This is a genomic window from Allokutzneria multivorans (assembly GCF_039537405.1).
Classification (GTDB): domain Bacteria; phylum Actinomycetota; class Actinomycetes; order Mycobacteriales; family Pseudonocardiaceae; genus Allokutzneria; species Allokutzneria multivorans.
In genome coordinates this window covers 89,769-105,793 of sequence record NZ_BAABAL010000026.1, presented here as the reverse complement: position 1 = coordinate 105,793, position 16,025 = coordinate 89,769, and the positions used below count along the sequence as shown (strand labels likewise).

General features: G+C 71.5%; 16 protein-coding genes. 12 read left to right on the top strand and 4 right to left on the bottom strand.

The window, feature by feature from the left end; genetic code table 11:
• Positions 1-44: 44 nt before the first annotated feature.
• Entirely contained in the window at positions 45-1,544 is a 1,500-nt protein-coding gene (locus tag ABD798_RS34750) for a bifunctional phosphatase PAP2/diacylglycerol kinase family protein (RefSeq protein WP_344884995.1), read from the bottom strand.
• A gap of 139 nt (positions 1,545-1,683) precedes the next feature.
• On the opposite strand from ABD798_RS34750, the gene pafA reads away from it, so the two are divergent.
• Positions 1,684-3,042, top strand: a complete 1,359-nt coding sequence (pafA, locus tag ABD798_RS34745) for a Pup--protein ligase (RefSeq protein WP_344884992.1) — start codon at positions 1,684-1,686, stop codon at positions 3,040-3,042.
• 65 nt (positions 3,043-3,107) lie between these two features.
• Here pafA and ABD798_RS34740 read toward each other — a convergent pair whose 3' ends face one another.
• Positions 3,108-3,467: a helix-turn-helix transcriptional regulator gene (locus ABD798_RS34740; protein ID WP_344884989.1), complete on the bottom strand. Its 360-nt coding sequence runs from the start codon at positions 3,465-3,467 to the stop codon at positions 3,108-3,110.
• Positions 3,468-3,515: 48 nt separating this feature from the next.
• Between ABD798_RS34740 and ABD798_RS34735 the strand changes: the two genes are divergently transcribed.
• From ABD798_RS34735 to ABD798_RS34690, 10 genes are all read left to right on the top strand, one after another.
• A complete protein-coding gene (locus ABD798_RS34735) occupies positions 3,516-4,073 on the top strand; it encodes a DinB family protein (protein WP_344884986.1) in 558 nt (185 codons plus the stop codon).
• Positions 4,074-4,120: 47 nt separating this feature from the next.
• Complete coding sequence (locus ABD798_RS34730; RefSeq protein WP_344884983.1) at positions 4,121-5,095, top strand: helix-turn-helix transcriptional regulator; 975 nt, start codon at positions 4,121-4,123, stop codon at positions 5,093-5,095.
• The gene (locus tag ABD798_RS34725; RefSeq protein WP_344884980.1) at positions 5,095-6,069 is read left to right on the top strand and encodes a helix-turn-helix transcriptional regulator; all 975 of its coding nucleotides are present in this window, start codon (positions 5,095-5,097) and stop codon (positions 6,067-6,069) included. The genes ABD798_RS34730 and ABD798_RS34725 overlap by 1 nt, the downstream gene beginning before the upstream one ends.
• A 117-nt stretch (positions 6,070-6,186) precedes the next feature.
• On the top strand, positions 6,187-6,429 hold the full coding sequence (locus ABD798_RS34720) for a bacteriophage holin (protein WP_344884977.1): 243 nt from the start codon (positions 6,187-6,189) through the stop codon (positions 6,427-6,429).
• 22 nt (positions 6,430-6,451) lie between these two features.
• On the top strand, positions 6,452-6,751 hold the full coding sequence (tatA, locus tag ABD798_RS34715; RefSeq protein WP_344884974.1) for a Sec-independent protein translocase subunit TatA: 300 nt from the start codon (positions 6,452-6,454) through the stop codon (positions 6,749-6,751).
• Between the two features lie 19 nt (positions 6,752-6,770).
• A complete protein-coding gene (gene tatC / locus ABD798_RS34710; RefSeq protein ID WP_344884971.1) occupies positions 6,771-7,745 on the top strand; it encodes a twin-arginine translocase subunit TatC in 975 nt (324 codons plus the stop codon).
• On the top strand, positions 7,742-8,641 hold the full coding sequence (locus tag ABD798_RS34705) for a diacylglycerol kinase family protein (protein ID WP_344884968.1): 900 nt from the start codon (positions 7,742-7,744) through the stop codon (positions 8,639-8,641). Before tatC ends, ABD798_RS34705 begins: the two co-directional genes overlap by 4 nt.
• 65 nt (positions 8,642-8,706) lie before the next feature.
• On the top strand, positions 8,707-11,481 hold the full coding sequence (locus ABD798_RS34700) for a DEAD/DEAH box helicase (protein ID WP_344884965.1): 2,775 nt from the start codon (positions 8,707-8,709) through the stop codon (positions 11,479-11,481).
• Positions 11,482-11,653: 172 nt separating this feature from the next.
• Positions 11,654-12,397, top strand: a complete 744-nt coding sequence (locus ABD798_RS34695) for a DUF4333 domain-containing protein (RefSeq protein WP_344884962.1) — start codon at positions 11,654-11,656, stop codon at positions 12,395-12,397.
• Positions 12,398-12,472: 75 nt separating this feature from the next.
• Positions 12,473-13,687 carry a GNAT family N-acetyltransferase gene (locus ABD798_RS34690; RefSeq protein ID WP_344884959.1) on the top strand — a complete coding sequence of 405 codons (1,215 nt, stop codon included), beginning with the start codon at positions 12,473-12,475 and terminating at the stop codon, positions 13,685-13,687.
• Here ABD798_RS34690 and ABD798_RS34685 read toward each other — a convergent pair.
• Complete coding sequence (locus ABD798_RS34685; protein WP_344884956.1) at positions 13,647-14,543, bottom strand: NAD(P)H-binding protein; 897 nt, start codon at positions 14,541-14,543, stop codon at positions 13,647-13,649. The two genes, ABD798_RS34690 and ABD798_RS34685, sit on opposite strands and share 41 nt — an antisense overlap.
• A 74-nt stretch (positions 14,544-14,617) precedes the next feature.
• Between ABD798_RS34685 and ABD798_RS34680 the strand changes: the two genes are divergently transcribed.
• Positions 14,618-15,022, top strand: coding sequence for a MerR family transcriptional regulator (locus tag ABD798_RS34680; protein ID WP_344884952.1), 405 nt, complete (start codon positions 14,618-14,620; stop codon positions 15,020-15,022).
• A 55-nt stretch (positions 15,023-15,077) separates the two neighbouring features.
• Here ABD798_RS34680 and ABD798_RS34675 read toward each other — a convergent pair whose 3' ends face one another.
• A complete protein-coding gene (locus ABD798_RS34675) occupies positions 15,078-15,926 on the bottom strand; it encodes an SCO4651 family lipoprotein (protein ID WP_344884949.1) in 849 nt (282 codons plus the stop codon).
• Positions 15,927-16,025 lie beyond the last annotated feature (99 nt).

Genomic DNA, 16,025 nt, shown 5'->3' with positions numbered 1-16,025 from the left:
GGCGCGGCCGGGTTCACCGGTGCTCACGCCGCCGCACGAGTACCTCAGGTGAGGTTGTTGCGGCCGTGCTCCTCGCGGTAGGCGTGCAGCGCCGCCTCGTGCGCGGCGAAGCGGAACCGGTTGCCCTCCGGGCCGACCTCGCCGTCGGTGGCGATGGCCACGGCCGGGCCGAGCACCTCGACCACCAGGTTCGGCCGCTCCTGCTGCACGTAGGTGCGGCTGCGGTGCAGCGCCCCGGCCAGCGCGGAGGCCACGAACCGCATCCGCGACCACTTGATGTCGGCGCGGACGTAGCGGATGTCCAGCAGGCCGTCGTCCAGGCGCGGCCTGCGCGTGGGCGCGAACCCGCGCGGCCGGTAGGGGCCGTTGCCGACGAAGAGCAGCCACACCTTGTGCTTCTTGCCGTTGATCCGCACCTCCAGCGGCTGGGCCTGGTGCAGCACGCGGACCAGCGCGACGGCCGCCGCGGGCCACTTGCCCCACTTGCCCTGCCACTTCTCGCGCAGCGACACCATGTCCGGGTAGCCGCCGAGGCTGGCGGTGTTGATGAACCAGCGCTTGGGCTGGCCGTCGACCTTCACCGTGGCCAGGTCGACGCCGACCGCGTGGCCCTCGCGCACCGCGTCGTCGACGTCGAGGATGCCCTCGACGCCGATGTCGCGGGCGAAGTGGTTGAGCGTGCCCGCCGGGATCACCGCGAGCGGCAGCTTCTTGCGCGCGGCCACCGAGGCCATCGCGGCGACCGAGCCGTCCCCGCCCGCGACGCCGAGCGCCTTGACCTCGTCGACGGAGTCGGAGATCTCCTTGTCGATCTGCTCGATGAGGTCCATCCCCTCCTTCGGGTTGACGATCCGCGCGTTCGGCCAGACGCTGCGCACCTGCTCCGAGGGGTCCTCGCCGTCGATCCCGGAGTTCGGGTTGACCAGCACGAGCAGGCCCCTGCCCTCGTCTAGCGCGGCGGCCTCCACGTCGGGGCGGACCTCGGCGGGCTCGTCCGGGTGCACCGGCCACCAGCGGCGGGTCGCCAGCGCGATGCCCGTGCCGACGGCGGCGCCCGCGACCACGTCGCTGCCCCAGTGCACGCCGGTGTGCACCCGCGAGTACGCCACGGCGGCGGCCAGCGGCGCGATCGCGGCGCCGACCAGCGGCGACTCCATGGCGACCGCGGTGGTGAACGCGGCGGCGGAGGCGGCGTGGCCGGAGGGGAAGGAGGAGGAGGTCGGCGGGCTGGAGAGCCTGCGCCTCGGCGGCATCAGCTCGGCGGCCGGGCGCCTGCGCGGCAGCAGCAGCTTCATCGCCAGGTTGACGGTGGGACTGGTGCCCGCGATCGCCACGACACCCCGCGCGGCGGCTCGACGGGTCGGTCCCTTGCGGACGGCGAGCAGGCCCGCGACGGCGAACCAGAGCACGCCGTGGTTGGCGGCCCGGGACAGCGACTTCAGCGCGCGGTCGGCCTTGCTGCGCGGCAGGCTCGCACTGCGCCGGACCAGTGCCTGGTCGAGCTCGATGACGGCTTCTGTGGCCGCGTGCAGCTTCTCGATCACACCACGACGCTATGCAATGTCACATGTGCGCGCACACCGGCCCCGGTTGTGTGCCGTGGTGATGACGTTTGGGACACGCGGATCTTCATTCCCCGATCGGCGCACAGGTGATCGCCCGAAGACCCCCTACTGTGGAGAGATGCAGCGGCGGATCTTCGGCATCGAGACTGAGTTCGGGGTGACCTGCACCTTCCACGGGCAGCGCAGGCTCTCGCCGGATGAGGTGGCGCGCTACCTCTTCCGTCGTGTGGTGTCCTGGGGCAGATCGTCCAACGTGTTCCTGCGCAACGGCTCCCGGCTGTACCTGGATGTGGGTTCGCATCCGGAGTACGCCACGGCCGAGTGCGACGACCTGGCCCAGCTGGTCACCCACGACAAGGCGGGGGAGCGGATCCTGGAGGACCTGCTCATCGACGCCGAGCGGCGCCTGGCCGACGAGGGCATCGGCGGGGACATCTTCCTGTTCAAGAACAACACCGACTCCGCGGGCAACTCCTACGGCTGTCACGAGAACTACCTCGTGGCGCGCGCCGGGGAGTTCTCCAGGATCGCGGACGTGCTGCTGCCGTTCCTGGTGACGCGGCAGCTGATCTGCGGCGCGGGCAAGGTCCTGCAGACCCCGCGCGGCGCGGTCTACTGCCTGTCTCAGCGGGCCGAGCACATCTGGGAGGGCGTCTCCAGCGCCACCACGCGCTCGCGCCCGATCATCAACACCCGCGACGAGCCGCACGCCGACGCCGAGCGCTACCGGCGCCTGCACGTGATCGTCGGCGACTCGAACATGTCCGAGGTGACCACGCTGCTCAAGGTGGGCAGCGCGAACCTCGTGCTGGAGATGATCGAGGCGGGGGTGCAGTTCAAGGACTTCACCCTGGACAACCCGATACGGGCCATCCGCGAGATCAGCCACGACCTCACCGGCACCCGCCTGGTGCGGCTGGCGGGCGGGCGCGAGGCCTCCGCGCTGGACATCCAGCGGGAGTACTACAGCAAGGCGGTCGAGCACGTCGCCCAGCGGCAGCCCGACCCGATGGCCGACAAGGTCATCGAGCTGTGGGGCCGCACGCTGGACGCGGTGGAGCGCCAGGACCTGACGCTGATCGACCGCGAGATCGACTGGGCGATCAAGCACCGGCTGATCGAGCGGTACCGGGCCAAGCACGACATGGAGCTCTCCAGCCCCCGCGTCGCGCAGCTGGACCTGGCCTACCACGACATCCGGCGCGGGCGCGGCATCTTCGACCTGTTGCAGCGCAAGGACCAGGTGCTGCGGGTGACCGACGACAGCGAGATCGAGGCCGCCAAGGACACGCCCCCGCAGACCACGCGGGCCAAGCTGCGCGGGGACTTCATCGCCGCCGCGCAGGAGGCGGGCCGCGACTTCACCGTCGACTGGGTGCACCTCAAGCTCAACGACCAGGCCCAGCGGACCGTGCTCTGCAAGGACCCCTTCCGCGCGGTCGACGAACGCGTCGAACGCCTCATCGCCTCCCTCTAGAACCGCGTTCCGAAAGGGCGCCGCGCTCCCGCGCGGCGCCCTTCTCCGCGTGGGAAGGAGCTGGGTCAGGTGAGGGCGGCCAGGAGCTTGTCCAGGGCCGCGCGGGCGGTGGCGGAGGAGTACGGACCGACGGCGACGACGGCCGCGACGAGGGCGGCGATCTCGCCGGGGGTGAGGGGCACCGGGGCGACGGTGTGGCGGGTGGTGAAGGCGTAGCCGCCACACGGGCCTCGGCGGACGCTGATGGGCACACCGGCACCGACCAGGCGCGCCACGTCGCGCTCGACCGTGCGCACGCTGACGCCGAGGCGGGCGGCCAGGGTCTCGCCGGAGAGCCGCTGGGCGGCGCTCGCGCGCAGCTCCTCGATCAGCCGGTGCTGCCGCTCGACCAGCGGAGCACCCAGGTGCACCTGTTCGTAGGTCATCCCGATTCCCGTCACAGCCCTGTCGGGAATCGACCATACGCTCAGATCATGGGAACCACGTGGCACGACCAGCTGCACGAACAGCTCGACTGGTACTGGACGACCATGTTCCGGCCCAGGCTCGACGGGTTGACCGACGAGGAGTTCTTCTGGGAGCCGGTGCCGGGGTGCTGGTCGGTGCGACCGGGGCCGGACGGGCGGATGACCTGCGACTGGGCCTTCCCCGCGCCGGAGCCGCCGCCGTTCACCACGATCGCCTGGCGGCTGGCGCACATCGGCAGCGTCGTGCTCGCGATGCGGGCGTCCAACCACTTCGGCGACGGCTCGTTCAGCATGGACACGATCACCTGGCCGGGGAGTGCCTCGGCCGCGCTGGAGTACCTGGACGAGGGCTACCTGGCGTGGTCGCGCGGGGTCGCCGCGCTCGACGAGGAGGCTCTGGCCAGGCCCTGCGGGCCCCAGGAGGGGCCGTACGGGCACCTGCCGTTCGCCGCGCTCGTGCTGCACATCAACCGGGAGGTGGTGCACCACGGGGCCGAGGTGGCCACGCTGCGCGACCTCTACCGGGCGAGCGCGGGCGGCCGGACCTGGGGCGGAGATCGTTAGCACAGGTGTTCGACACACGTAGGGTGATGAGGGGCTAAGGTTCGCGGGTGCCGACCGTACGTGCCGAACGCCTGGTGAACCTGGTGCTGTGCCTGCTGGCCACGCGCCAGTACCTCACCGCTGAACGGATCAGGGGGATCGTCCCCGGCTACACCGACGCGCCCAGCGACGACGCGTTCTTCCGCATGTTCGAGCGGGACAAGGCGGAACTGCGCGATCTGGGCATCCCGCTGGAGACCGGGCGCAACTCCGTGTTCGACGCCGTGGACGGCTACCGGATCGCGCGCCGCGACTACGAGCTGGGCGAGATCGACCTGGAGCCGGACGAGGCCGCCGCGGTGGCGCTGGCCGTGCGGCTGTGGGACTCCCCCGACCTGACCGGGGCCGCGCACGGGGCGTTGATCAAGCTGCGCGCGGCCGGGGTGGAGGTGGACCCGGACGCCCCCGCCGTCGTCGAGCCCAAGGTCCGCACCTCGGAGCCCGCGTTCGCGCCGCTGCTCACGGCGGTGAACCGGGGTCGCGTGGTGGAGTTCGACTACCGCAAGCAGTCCTCGCCGCGACCGGCCCGCCGCACGGTGGAGCCCTGGGGCGTGGTGTCCTGGCGCGGCCGGTGGTACCTGGTCGGCCAGGACCGGATGCGGGAGGCGCCGCGCTGCTTCCGGCTGTCCCGGATCGTCGGAGCGGTCCGCGCGAGCGGCAAGGACGGCGTGGTGCACCGCCCGCCGGAGGTGGACCTGCTGGGCATGGTGGCCAAGCAGAACGACGCCCCGCCCGCCTCGTCCACCGCGCGGGTGTGGGTGGCGGCCGGCCGGGCGCAGGGGCTGCGCAGGCGGGCCAAGCCGATCGAGGACCTGGCACTGGACGGCGAACCGGGCGAGGTCGTGGAGATCGACCTGATCTACCCGGACTCGGCGGCCAGCTGGCTCGCCGGGTACGGCCCCGACGTGGTGGTGCTGGAGCCGGACTCGCTGCGCGCGCACGTCCAGATGCTGATGTCCGGGTTCGCGAAGGGAGCGGTGTAGTGGACTCCGCGCAGAACCGGCTGCCGAGGCTGCTGGCGCTGGTGCCGTACCTGCTGGCCAGGCCGGGCATCCTCGTCGCGGACGCGGCGGCCGACTTCGGCGTCACCGAGAAGCAGCTGCGGCGCGACCTGGAGCTGCTGTGGATGTGCGGGCTGCCGGGCTACGGGCCGGGCGACCTGATCGACATCTCCTTCGAGGGCGAGACCATCACCGTCGCCTTCGACGCGGGCATGCGGCGTCCGCTGCGGCTGACCGCCGAGGAGGCGACCGCGCTGCTGGTGGCCCTGCGCGCGGTGGGGGAGACCCCGGGCGTCGCCGACACCGACGCGGTGCAGCGGGCACTGGCCAAGGTCGAGTCGGCGGTGGGCAACGCCAAGCCCGCCGGGGTCGCGGTCGGCCTCGCCGGGCGGGAGAACCAGGCAACGGCGGAGATGCGCGAGCCGATCCAGGAGGCGCTGCACCGGGGCGTGGCGATCCGCATCCGCTACTACACGGTCTCCCGCGACGAGATCACCGAGCGCGTCGTCGACCCGATGCGGCTGCTGCTGGTGGACGGGCGCAGCTACCTGGAGGCGTGGTGCCGCCGGGCCGAAGGTGTCCGGCTGTTCCGGCTGGACCGCGTCGACGAGGTGACCGCGCTGACGGAGCGCGCCGCACCGCCGCCGCACGCCCGGCCCACCGACCTCTCCGAAGGCGTGTTCCGCGCCAGGGACGGCCAGGGGACGGCGGTGCTGCTGCTCGACCCGGACGCGCGCTGGATCGCGGAGTACTACCCCGTCGAGGAGGTCGCCGACCTGCCGGACGGGCGGATGCGGGTCGTGATGCGCTACGGCGACGAGTCGTGGATGGTGCGCCTGCTGCTCGGTCAGGGCGGTCGCGTGAGCGTGGAGGAACCCGCCTCGCTGGCCCGCCTGGTGGCCGAGCGGGCCGCCACCGCGCTGCGCAGGGCGGCCGCCGCGCAGGCCCGCGTGTGAGGTGCTGGTGAAGATCAGCTGGAGAATTCCGGCAGGCCGGACAACCTGGGACGAACCTTGGGCCAACCGGGTAGGACCGGTGTTCTCTCCGGGGCTCGTGACGGTTACGGTGTGCCAGTGCCGTACCTGCTGAGCCTGCTGCTGGTCCTCGCCGGACTGGTGGTCCTGCTGTTCGTCGCGGTCCGGGTCTTCCGCTCGCTGAGCCGCTTCGGCGCGGCGGCGGCGGCCGTCGGCGGGCACGTGGACGACCGCGCCGGCCTGCTCCGCGCCCGGACCGCCGCCCTGAAGGTGGCCATCGCGGAGCGCAGGTCCGACAAGACGAGCAACGACAGCGACGACTCCCTCGCACGTAGTATCTAGCGGGGGAGACGAGGAGGACACCGTGCCCAATCTCGGAGGCTTCGAGATCATCATCATCGCGCTCGTGGTGGTGCTGCTCTTCGGCGCTGCCAAGCTGCCGACGATGGCGCGATCCATCGGGCAGTCGATGCGCATCTTCAAGGCCGAGACCAAGGCCATGAACAAGGACGGCCAGGCCGAGGAGCAGGCCCCCGCCCAGCAGGCGCCGCAGCAGCAGTACCAGCAGCCCGCCCCGCTGCCCCCGGCGCAGCCGGTCCAGCAGCAGCCCGCCCCGCAGGTGGCGCCGCCGCTGGAGCAGCAGCCGCGCACCGACAACCGCTGAGAGAGGCCGGGACCACGAGGTGGCGAGCAATCCGCTGCGCCGCCTGATCCCGAGCGGGCGCAAGCGCAAGCCGTGGAGCCGGAAGCACAATCCCGACGGCACCATGACGCTGCTGGAGCACCTCCGTGAGCTGAAGCACCGGGTCGCGATCATCTCGCTGGCGCTCACCGTCGGCGGCGTCATCGGCTGGATCTGGTTCGAGACCAAGATCGGTCCCCTGCCCGCGCTGGAGACGCTGCTCAGGGAGCCCTACTGCGGGATTCCCGCCGCGCAGCGCTTCCCCAGTGACCAGTGCGTGCTGATCCAGCAGCAGCCCTTCGAGGCGTTCATCATCCGGATGAAGGTCGGACTCGGCGCGGGTGCCGCGCTGGTCAGCCCGGTGTGGCTGTACCAGCTGTGGGCGTTCATCACCCCGGGCCTGTACGCCAGGGAACGCAAGTTCGCGCGGATCTTCGTCTTCTCCGCGAGCTTCCTGTTCATCGTCGGCACCATCCTCGCCTACGTGGTGATCCCGGCGGGGCTGTCGGTGCTGGTCGGCTTCGCGGGGCAGTTCTACGTGACGGCGCTCAGCGGATCGTCCTACGTGAGCTTCGTGCTGACGATGCTGATCGTGTTCGGCGTCAGCTTCGAGATGCCGTTGATCATCGTGATGCTCAACCGGATCGGCGTGGTCAGCTACGAGAAGCTGAAGAAGTGGCGCCGGGGCATCATCTTCGGCCTCTTCGTCTTCGCGGCCGTCGCCACACCGGGCACCGACCCGGTCGGCATGGTGGTGCTGGCGCTCGCGCTGACGGTGCTCTTCGAGTTCGCGTTGCAGCTGTGCCGCGTGCACGACAAGCGCAAGGCCAAGCGGGACGAGACCTCGAAGTGGGCGAACATCTCGCCGGACGAGGCCGCGCCGCTGGACCTCACCCCGAGTGCGCCGGAGACCGCGACGCCGGAGCCCGTTGCTTCTGCGGAGCTTCCGCGCAACCGGTACGACGACGCCACGTGAGCAGCGGGCCGAAGGTCGCCTTAGTCGTCAGCCCCGCTTCTGGGGCTGGCGCGGCGGCCCGGGTCGCCGGGAGCGTCGCCTCGCGGATCAGGCCCGCTGTCGGAGAACTCGTGCAGTCCGTCGCGCGCAGCGGTGAGCACGCGATCGAGCTGGCCCACCGCGCGGTGGAGTCCGGTGTGGACGTTCTGGCGATGCTCGGCGGTGACGGGGCCGCGCATGCGGGCTTGCAGGCCTGCGCGGAGTCGGCGACGGCGTTCGCGGTGATCCCGGCGGGCACGGGCAACGACCTGGCCACGGCGCTGGGCTGGCCGAAGACCTCGCTGGCTGCGGCGGACGCCTTCGCGTCCGCGCTGGTCAGTGGCTCGTGGGGGCGCTTGGACCTGGGGCGGGTCGAGGGCGGCGCGTGGTTCGCCACGGTGCTCTGCGCGGGTTTCGACTCGGCGGTCAACGAGCGTGCCAACCGGATGCGCTGGCCGCGCGGGCCCAAGCGCTACGACCTGGCGATCCTGGCTGAGCTGGCGCACCTGCGCGCTCGACCGCTCGTCGTGGAGACCGAGCACGAGCGCCTAGAACTCGACGCCACGCTCGTCGCTGTCGGCAACACCCGTTGCTACGGCGGCGGAATCCCCGTCTGCCCGGACGCGGACGCCGGTGACGGGCTGTTCGATCTGACGGTGGTCACGGCCGCCCCGCGCGCGCTGATGGTGAAGATGCTGCCCCGCCTGCGTTCCGGCAGGCACGTCGAGCTGCCCGAGGTGCTGACGCTGCGCGCGCGGTCGGTGCGGCTGGGCGGGGACAACGACTGGGTGGCCTACGCGGACGGCGAGCGCCAGGCGGAGCTGCCGCTGACCGTGACCTCGGTGCCCGGGGCGCTGCGCGTGCTGGTGCCGGAATGATCAAGTTTGCGCGGCGTTGCGGCTGTCGCCGCCGCGCTGTCGGGGGTGTGTGACAACCTGGTCGGGTGTCAGCAAGCGGCTCCTCCCCGTCTGGTCCTCCTCCAGCAGCGGCCTACTCGGCGGCGAAGCGGCGTGCCGCCTTCCCCCGGCTCGCCGACTTCGAGCAGTTGGTCTCCTTCGAGCTCGACCCGTTCCAGCGCTCCTCCTGCGAGGCGCTGGAGGACGGCCACGGCGTGCTCGTGTGCGCGCCGACCGGCGCGGGCAAGACGGTCGTCGGCGAGTTCGCCGTGCACATGGCGCTCGGCGAGGGCCGCAAGTGCTTCTACACCACGCCGATCAAGGCGCTGTCCAACCAGAAGCACGCCGACCTGGTCGCCCGCTACGGCGCGGAGAACGTCGGCCTGCTGACCGGGGACACCTCCGTCAACGGCGGCGCGCCCGTGGTGGTGATGACCACCGAGGTGCTGCGCAACATGATCTACGCGGGTTCGTCCACTGTGGACAACCTGGGCTACGTGGTGATGGACGAGGTGCACTACCTCGCCGACCGCTTCCGCGGCGCGGTGTGGGAGGAGGTCATCCTCAGCCTCCCCGACCACGTGCGGCTGGTCAGCCTGTCGGCCACGGTCAGCAACGCCGAGGAGTTCGGCGAGTGGCTCAAGACCGTGCGCGGGGACACCACCATCGTCGTCGACGAGGTCCGCCCGGTGCCGCTGTGGCAGCACATGCTGGTGGGCAACCGGATGTACGACCTGTTCGCGGCCGAGGACGCGGCGAACTCCGGTGACACGCGGATCAACCCGGAGCTGGCCCGTCAGGTCGGCGAGCTGGACCGGCACTACACCCCGTTCTCCCGGGCGCGCGGGCCGCGCGGAGGTGGGCGCGGTCAGCGCTACCGCCCGCCGTCGCGCCCCGACGTCGTGCAGCGGCTGGACGGGGCCGGGCTGCTACCCGCGATCCTGTTCATCTTCAGCCGCGCGGGCTGCGACGACTCGGTCCGCCAGTGCCTGCGTGCCGGGGTGCGGCTGACGGTGGAGTCCGAGGTCGAGCAGATCCGCGAGATCATCAAGGAGAAGACCGCAGACCTGCCCGAGGGCGACCTGACGGTGCTCGGCTTCTGGGAGTGGCGCGAGGCGCTGGAGCGCGGCGTGGCCGCCCACCACGCCGGGATGCTGCCCGCGTTCAAGGAGACCGTGGAGGAGCTGTTCGTCCGCGGCCTGTGCAAGGCGGTCTTCGCCACCGAGACACTGGCGCTGGGCATCAACATGCCCGCGCGCACGGTGGTGCTGGAGAAGCTGGTGAAGTACAACGGCGAGGCCCACGTGGACCTCACGCCGGGGGAGTACACGCAGCTCACCGGGCGCGCGGGACGGCGGGGCATCGACATCGAGGGCCACGCGGTCGTGGTGTGGCAGCCGGGCATCGACCCCAAGCAGGTCGGCGGCCTGGCCTCCACCCGCACCTACCCGCTGCGCTCGTCCTTCCGGCCCGCCTACAACATGGCCGTGAACCTGGTGCAGCGCCTGGGCGTCGTGCAGTCCAGGGAGATGCTGGAGCAGTCCTTCGCGCAGTTCCAGGCCGACCGCTCGGTGGTGGGCGTCGCGCGCAAGATCGAGCGCAACCGCGAGGCGCTGGCGGGCTACTCCGAGTCGATGGCCTGCCACCTCGGCGACTTCGGCGAGTACGCGGGCCTGCGCAAGCAGATCTCCACCAGGGAGAAGGCGCTGGCCAAGCAGAACAGCTCGGCCAAGCGCGCCGAGGTGGAGACCTCGCTGGAGCGGTTGCACAAGGGTGACGTGATCGCCGTGCCGACCGGGCGGCGCAGCGGGCTGGCCATCGTCATCGACCCCGGGCTGGACCAGCGCGGCGAGACCCGGCCGCTGGTGGTCAACGAGGACCGCTGGGCGGGACGGCTCTCCGCCGCCGACTTCCCCGGCCCGGTCGAGCCGCTCGGCCAGGTGCGGCTGCCCAAGCAGGTCGACGTGCGCTCGCCCAAGTCCCGCCGCGACCTCGCCTCCACGCTGCGCGCCAGCGGGATCAGCGTGCCGGCGCGCGGCGGGCGCAAGCGCTCCGGCGTCGACGAGGACGGCGAGCTGGCGGCGCTGCGCAGGGCCCTGCGCGCGCACCCCTGCCACGGCTGCGACAAGCGCGAGGACCACGCCCGCTGGGGCGAGCGGTACTCGCGCCTGGAGGCCGAGACCGAGCAGCTGGAGCGCAAGGTCGCCGGGACGACGCACTCGCTGGCGCGGGCCTTCGACCGGATCAGGGCGCTGCTGCGCGAGCGCGGCTACCTCGACGGCGAGGGCCAGGACGAGCAGGTCACCGAGCACGGCCGCAGGCTGACCCGGCTCTACAGCGAGTGCGACCTGCTCGCTGCGGAGTGCCTGCGGCACGGCGTGTGGCGCGGACTGGACGCCCCCGAGCTGGCCGCGGTCATCTCCGCGCTGGTCTTCGAGGCGCGGCGGGACCCGCTCGGCGCGCCGAGGGTGCCCGCGGGCCCCGTCACCGAGGCGCTGGCCGCGACCGTGCGGCTGTGGGTCGACCTGGAGGACGACGAGCGCCGGTTCCGGCTGCAGAACCGCACCAGGGAGCCCGACATCGGCTTCGCCTGGCCGATCTTCCGCTGGGCCAGGGGCGAGTCGCTGGAGAAGGTGCTCACCGCCGCGGAGGTCAACGGCCAGGAGCTCTCCGCCGGTGACTTCGTCCGGTGGTGCCGCCAGGTGATCGACCTGCTCGACCAGGTCAGGGACGTCGTCGGCCGGGCCGATCCGGTCGGCGCGACCGCAGCCAAGGCGGCCAGCTCCCTGCGGCGCGGCGTGGTGGCGATGGGCACGTTGTGAGCGGTCAGGGGACACCAATGCGCGCCAATTCGCCGGTCCGCTGCGAAAGACGGCCGAAGCTGTGGTTGGATCGCGCGCAGCGACGCTCAGCCGACCAGACGTACCACCACCAGCAGTGCCGGGCGCGCGAAGTCGTCCATGGCGCGACCTCGATTCCGGAGGCGAACAGAGAATGACCAGCCCCTACGGCCCGCCCGGAGGGAACGACCCCAACCAGCAGCAGTGGGGTCAGCAGCCCTACGGCGGGGGGTACGGCCAGCAGGGCACCCCGTCCGGTGGTTTCCCCCAGCAGCCAGGCCAGCAGCCCCCGTACGACCCGAACCAGGGCCAGTTCGGCCAGCAGCCGGGCCAGCCCGGACAGTTCGGGCAGCCGCAGCAGCCCGGTGGCTACCCGCCGCCCGGCTACCAGCAGCAGCCCGGCCAGCAGGGCCAGCCCGGCCAGTTCGGCCAGCAGCCCGGCCAGCCCGGTCAGCAGCAGCCCGGTCAGTACCCGGGGCAGCAGCAGGCCGGCCAGCAGGGCTACCCCGGCCAGCAGGGCCAGCAGCCCGGCCAGCAGGGGCAGTTCGGCCAGAACCCCTACGGCGCGCAGCCGGAGAAGAAGAAGTCCAAGATGCCGCTGATCATCGGCATCGTGGCGATCGTGGTGCTGGCGGCCGTCGGCGTCACCGGGTTCATCACCCCGGGCTTCTTCGTGAGCAAGGTCTTCGACAACACGGCGATGCAGAACGACGTGAAGAAGATGCTCACCGAGCGCTACGGCCAGACCAAGACCGAATCGGTCACCTGCCCGGCAGGCCAGAAGGTCGCGCTCAACGCCACCTTCGAGTGCAAGGCCAAGATCGACGGCAAGGACAAGGCCATCCCGATCACGGTGAAGACCGCGGAGGGCCGCTACGAGGTCGGCTACCCCAAGTAGCACGGCAGAGCTGACAGGCGCGGGGCGATCGGATATCCGGTCGCCCCGTTCGCCTTTTCTGGAGAGGATCGCCGCGTGAGCGACTACCAGATCCGCCTGCTGGAGGAGTCCGAGACGCGCGCCGCGCACACGGTGTTCCTCGGCAGCATGCACAACGCCCCCGCCTCCGACGAGTCGTGGGAGCTGGGCTCGCGGGGTTATCCGACGCAGCGCTGTTTCGGCGCCTTCCGCGCGGGCCGGATCGTGGGCAGCGCCCAGTCCTTCCCCTCGACCATGGCCGTGCCCGGCGGCGCGGTGCTGCCGCTGGCCGCCGTGAGCCGGGTGGGCGTGCGCGCCGACCACACGCGGCGCGGCGTGCTGACCGAGCTGATGCGCGCGCAGCTGCGGCAGATCCGCGAGCTGGGCGAGCCGTTGGCCTCGCTGCACGCGTCCGAGTCGGTGATCTACGGCCGCTTCGGCTACGGCGTCGCCTGCCGGGGCCGCACGGTGGAGGTGGAGGCGAGCAGGGGGCGCCCGGTGCCGCCGCTGCCCGGCGTCGGCGAGGTCCGGATCCTGGACACCGAGGAGCTGGCCACCGAGCTGCCCAGGATCTACGAGCGGATCGGCCTGCACCGGCCCGGGATGATGAGCCGTCCGCGCGGCTGGTGGCTGATGCAGCTGGAGCGCAGGCTCGCGTTGAAGGAGCGCATCATCGCCATCGTCCACAGTGGACCGGATGGCGACGACGGGTACGCGCTCTACGAGACCACCATGGTGGACGCCGCGCCGGACCGCCAGGACCGCCGCATCGACGTGTTCGACATGCACGGGGTCTCGCTCGGTGTCGTGCTCGGCCTGTGGCGCTTCCTGCTGGGTGCCGATCTGGTCCGCAGCGTGCGGGCGTGGCTGAGACCGTTGGACGAGCCCGTCGAGCTGATCCTGCCGAACCGGGGCGACTGCCGGACCGCGAACCTGGAGGACGAGACCTGGCTGCGGCTGGTCGACGTGCCGACGGCGCTGGCCGCGCGGACCTACGGCGTGGCCGAGCCGGTGGTCCTTGAGGTGCACGACAGGTTCCTGCCGGAGAACTCCGGGCGCTACCGCGTCGGCAAGGACGGCGTGGAGCGCACCGACGCGCCCGCCGACCTGGAGCTGCCGGTGGACGCGCTGGCCATGCTCTTCCTCGGCGACCTGCCCGCGTCGCAGTTGGCCGCCACGGGCAAGCTCGTCCCGCACGAGCCCGCCGCGCTGGAGCGGGCCGACCGGCTCTTCAGCACCGCCCGCTCGCCCCACTCCGGGACCTTCTTCTGACACCCGAGGGCGACCACACTCCGGTGGCCGCCGCTCGGCGGGCGTAGTCGGCGAAGTCCCGTGGCTCGTGTCCGGTGGCTCGCAGCACCCCGTCGCTGAGGAATCCGGTGTTCCCGCGATGCAACCACTGGAACGGGCCCGCGTGCGTCCGCGCCGAGTCCCGGTCGTAGCCCCGGTCCATCAGGTGCCGCACGTACTCGGGCACGTCCACCGGCACGTACTCGATCTCCCGGCCGGTGGCCGTCGCGATCTCGGCCACCGCCTCGGCGAAGGTCATCGCCCTCGGTCCGGACAGCTCGTAGACCTGGTCCTGGTGGCCGTCCTCGGTGAGCGCGGCGACGGCAACCGAGGCGATGTCGACGGCGTCCACGAACGGCACGGTGCCCTCGCCGACGGGGATCAGCACCTCACCGTCGCGCACGGCGGACAGTTTCGGGTCCTCCTCGAAGGTCTGCGCGAACCAGCACGGTCGCACGATCGTCCACTCCACGCCGCTGTCCTGGGCGGCCCGCTCGCCGTCGACGACGGCCTTGGCCCAGGGGCCGTACGGGGTGTTCAGCAGGAAGTCCTCGCCGCCGTCGCCCCGCCCCGACAACGCCACGATCCGCCGCACCCCCGACCGCGCCGCCAGCTCGGTGAACTCCGAGGGGTCCGCGACTCCGACCACGCCCCACACGTTGAGGTATATCGTGTCCACAGTGGACAGTGCGGGTCGCCAGGTGTCCCTGTCCGCCCAGTCGAAGCGATCCGGGCTCGACCGGGACACCGCGCGCACGTGATGCCCTCGCTCGCGCAGCTGGACGACCACGTGGCGGCCGACCTTCCCGGTCGCGCCCATCACCAGGACGGTGGTCATGCTCGACACCTCACGCTCGTTTTTAGGTAAGGCTCACCTTGCCTGTTGAAGCGTGGTTGAGGTCAACTGTCGCCATGGACCAGATCTCGATCACCGCGACTTCGATCAGCAGAGCCGCGGAGCACTTCGGCCTGCCGCTGTCCACGTTGCGCTTCTGGGAGCACGAGGGCCTGCTCAGTTCGCACCGCCGTGCCAACCGGCGCTGCTACGACGTGGAGCAGCTGTACCGGATCGCGGTCGTCAAGCGCTGGCGGGACACGGCGTTGTTCGGCATCGACCAGATCCGCGAACTGCTCACCGCTGGGCGTGACGCGGTGACCTGGCACGGCGTGATCACCAGGGCCATCGAGGCCGTGGACGCCAAGATCGTTCGGTTGGAGGAGGCCCGCGACTACCTCCGCCACCTCCGCGACTGCGCCCACCACGGAGAAGACGACTGCCCCGGTTTCCGTGCGACGGTCACCCTGCCGCCCACCTAGCCGGTACGAGAAAGCGGCCCGCCTCCGGTGAAGGCGGGCCGCTTTCGTTGGTACCTCAGCGCTTCTCGGTGATCGTCTTGTCCGCGGGCGGCGCGGTGAGCTCGACCGGCTTGCCCCAGTCCTGGAAGGTGGTCGTGGAGGACAGCGGCTTCTTGTCCGGCCCGGGCGCCGTGGTCCGCCAGCGCAGCGGGACGTTGCCCGCCTGCACCCACACCTCGTGCTTGACGCTGGTCTTGCCGCTGTTGATGTCGTGCTCCAGCTGGGCCTTGAGCTGGAGGTTGTTGGCCGAGGCCACGCTCTTGAGGACCTTGGCGAGGTCCACGGTGATCGTGTACCGGATCGTGGGCACCCCGTCCACGACCTCCTCAGCCGCCCCCTCCAGCGTGCCGGAGGTGCGGAGCCAGTCGATCCGCAGCGTCGGGTGCGTCTCCTCCGCGGCGGTCGTCGCCAGCACCAGGTCCGCACTCGTTTCGCCGTACTTGCCCGGCGGGGCGAGCCGCTTCCAGGGCTTGTCCGGGTTCTGCTTGGCGGTGTTCGGGCTCTGGATGAAGTTCTCCCCGGCCAGCAGGAGGATCGTCGCGCGTCCCTCGGGGGTGGCGCTGATCGTCGAGGTGGACACCCGGTCGTCGCCGTCGAAGCGCACCTGCCCGGTGGCCTTCGTCGGGGTGATGCCCTCGCCGCTCTGCAGCTCGGCGGTGATGGCGGCGGTCTTCTTCGACCTCATGCCTTCGTTGACGGCGGTGACGAACTCGGTGGCGCTGCCCAGCTTCGCGGGCGCGGGCGGCGCCGTGGTGGTCGGGACCGAGCTGGCAGGCGCGGGTGGTGCGGGCGGCGGTGCGGTCGTGCAGGCGGCCAACGCCGCCAGCACGGTGGTGCTCATGACAACGAGCGAGATCCTGCGCATGGCGTCCCCCAGGATGCGTGGTGCTGCTTCGATCGGTCCTCTCGGACCTCGTCGGCAGTGACTGCCGACCCCCTTGATCTGGCAGCGTATCGACATCGT

Bases quoted from the DNA above. Each gene is read 5' to 3' on its own strand.
- ABD798_RS34680 (WP_344884952.1), top strand. From the start codon at position 14,618: ATGGACCAGATCTCGATCACCGCGACTTCGATCAGCAGAGCCGCGGAG.
- ABD798_RS34695 (WP_344884962.1), top strand. From the start codon at position 11,654: ATGACCAGCCCCTACGGCCCGCCCGGAGGGAACGACCCCAACCAGCAG.
- ABD798_RS34740 (WP_344884989.1), bottom strand. From the start codon at position 3,467: ATGACCTACGAACAGGTGCACCTGGGTGCTCCGCTGGTCGAGCGGCAG.
- ABD798_RS34735 (WP_344884986.1), top strand. From the start codon at position 3,516: ATGGGAACCACGTGGCACGACCAGCTGCACGAACAGCTCGACTGGTAC.
- ABD798_RS34675 (WP_344884949.1), bottom strand. From the start codon at position 15,926: ATGCGCAGGATCTCGCTCGTTGTCATGAGCACCACCGTGCTGGCGGCG.
- ABD798_RS34685 (WP_344884956.1), bottom strand. From the start codon at position 14,543: ATGACCACCGTCCTGGTGATGGGCGCGACCGGGAAGGTCGGCCGCCAC.
- pafA (WP_344884992.1), top strand. From the start codon at position 1,684: ATGCAGCGGCGGATCTTCGGCATCGAGACTGAGTTCGGGGTGACCTGC.